The following is a 2322-nucleotide window of genomic DNA, read 5'->3' on the forward strand; positions in this document are numbered from 1 at the left end:
CCCTGGCGCGACAAGCACTTGCGCACCGTGGCGCACCGCTTGCCCCTTCGCGCGCGAGGATGGGAGCGATCTTGCGAAACAGTCAAAAACCGGGCGGCATCCAGGCGCTGTCGATGGAAGCGCGCTACCGCCTGCTGGTGGATGCGGTCACCGGCTACGCCATCTACCTGCTGGATGCGCAGGGCCTGGTCAGCAGCTGGAACACGGGTGCCCGCCGGCTCAAGGGCTACCGCGACGAAGAGGTGCTGGGCCGGCACTTCTCGCTGTTTCACACGCCCGAAGACGTGGAAGCCGGACTGCCCGCCGAGGCCTTGGCCAGTGCCCGGCAATCGGGCCGCCATGCCACCGAAGGCTGGCGCGTGCGCAAGGACGGCAGCCGCTTCTGGGCCCATGTGGTGATCGACGCCATCCGCGACCCGCAAGGCCGGCTGCTGGGCTTTGCCAAGGTCACGCGCGACCTGACCGAGCGCCAGGCCGCGCAGGAGCAGCTGCGCCGCAGCGAAGAGCAGTTCCGGCTGCTGGTGCACAGCGTCACCGACTACGCCATCTACATGATCGACCCGCAAGGCCGGGTGACCAACTGGAACGCCGGCGCCGAGCGCATCAAGGGCTACGGCGCCGCCGAGGTGGTGGGCACTTCGTTCGCGCGCTTCTACCCGCCCGAAGACCAGGCCCGCGGCATGCCGGCCAAGGCGCTGGAAGCCGCGCTGCGCGAAGGCCGCTTCGAGGCCGAAGGCTGGCGCCTGCGCAAGGACGGCAGCCGCTTCTGGGCCAGCGTGGTGATCGACCCCATCCGCGATGCGCAGGGCCGGCACCTGGGCTATGCCAAGGTCACGCGCGACGTGACGGCCAAGCGTGAGGCCCAGCAGGCGCTGGACCGTGCGCGCGAAGAACTGTTCCAGGTGCAGAAGCTCGAAGCCATCGGCCAGCTGACCGGTGGCGTGGCGCACGACTTCAACAACCTGCTGATGGTCATCCTCAGCAGCCTGGCACTGGCACGGCGCCGCCTGCCCGCCGACCAGCACGGCGTGCTGGAGCTGCTGCACAACGCCGCCAAGGCGGCCCGCCGGGGCGCCTCGCTCACCCAGCGCATGCTGGCCTTTGCGCGCCGCCAGGCCCTGACGCCCGAAGACGTGGACCTGGCCGAGCTGGTCGACGGCATCGGCGAGTTGCTGCGCCAGTCGGTGGGCCCCACGGTGGACATCGCGGTCGAGATGCCGGCCGGCCTGCCGCGCGCGCGGGTCGACCCGCACCAGCTGGAGCTGGCGGTGCTGAACCTGGCCGTGAACGCCCGCGACGCGATGCCGGACGGCGGCCGGCTGACGCTCAGCGCCGAAGCCGGCCCGCTGCCCGGCGCATCGGCCGCCCCCGCGGCCGGCGTGTGCCTGCGGGTGAGCGACAGCGGCCAGGGCATGGACGCCGCCACCCTGGCCCGCGCCACCGAACCGTTTTTCACCACCAAGGGCACCGGCAAGGGCACCGGCCTGGGCCTGCCGATGGTGCATGGGCTGGCGGCCCAGTCGGGCGGCACGCTGCTGCTGCGCAGCGCGCCGGGCCAGGGCACGGTGGCCGAGGTCTGGCTGCCCGCGGCCCAAGGCCCGGCCACAGGTGCAAGCCCGCGCCAGGAGGCGGACGAGGCCGCGCCGACCGAGCCGGTGCCGCCGCTGGCCATCCTGCTGGTGGACGACGACGCGCTGGTGCTCGACAGTGCCGCCGCCGTGCTCGCGGACCTGGGCCACACGGTGCACAAGGCCGCTTCGGGCCAGGCGGCGCTGGCGCTGCTGGCCACGCCGGTGGCGGTGGACCTGGTGATCACCGACTATGCGATGCCGCAGATCAACGGCGTGGACCTGCTGCATGCGATGCAGGCCCAGGGGCATCGGCTGCCGGCCATCCTGGCTTCCGGCTTCGCGGAAGTGACCACCGACCTGGGCAGCCATGTGCTGCCGCTGACCAAGCCCTTCAGCCAGGCCGAGTTGCAGGCCACGGTGGAACAGGCGGTGCGGCTGGCGGCAGCGGCAGAGCGGCCGGCCTCACCCCGCGGCTGAGCCGCCGTTGTTGGCGGTGCCGGCCTGCAGCGCGTCCACCGCATCGCGGCGCACGTCGGCCAGGTCCGCCGGCACGCGGTGCTGGCGGGTGCCGCCTGCGCCGGGCCTTGGCCAGCGGCCATGCATGCTTTGGGCCGGGCGGGCGTGGTGGCCTGCCCTGCGAAAGGCTGATGGCAGCTGGCCGGCACCCGCGCGCGGCTGGGTACGCCGCAACCTCAGCCCGGCGCTGCGGCTACGCCAGCCGCTCGCGCGCGTGCTGCAGCGCCGACTGCGC

At 73.0% G+C, this 2322-nt stretch carries 2 protein-coding genes; one reads left to right on the plus strand and one right to left on the minus strand.

Annotation, left to right across the window (positions count from 1 at the left end; translation table 11 throughout):
• The first annotated feature begins 71 nt into the window (after positions 1-71).
• Positions 72-2048 carry a PAS domain S-box protein gene (locus ABNT58_RS29925; protein WP_348756990.1) on the plus strand — a complete coding sequence of 659 codons (1977 nt, stop codon included), beginning with the start codon at positions 72-74 and terminating at the stop codon, positions 2046-2048.
• Here ABNT58_RS29925 and ABNT58_RS29930 read toward each other — a convergent pair.
• On the minus strand, positions 2034-2174 hold the full coding sequence (locus ABNT58_RS29930; protein ID WP_348756991.1) for a hypothetical protein: 141 nt from the start codon (positions 2172-2174) through the stop codon (positions 2034-2036). The genes ABNT58_RS29925 and ABNT58_RS29930 overlap by 15 nt on opposite strands.
• Positions 2175-2322 lie beyond the last annotated feature (148 nt).

Source organism: uncultured Aquincola sp., from assembly GCF_964001545.1.
In the GTDB taxonomy this organism is placed as follows: Bacteria; Pseudomonadota; Gammaproteobacteria; order Burkholderiales; family Burkholderiaceae_C; genus Aquincola.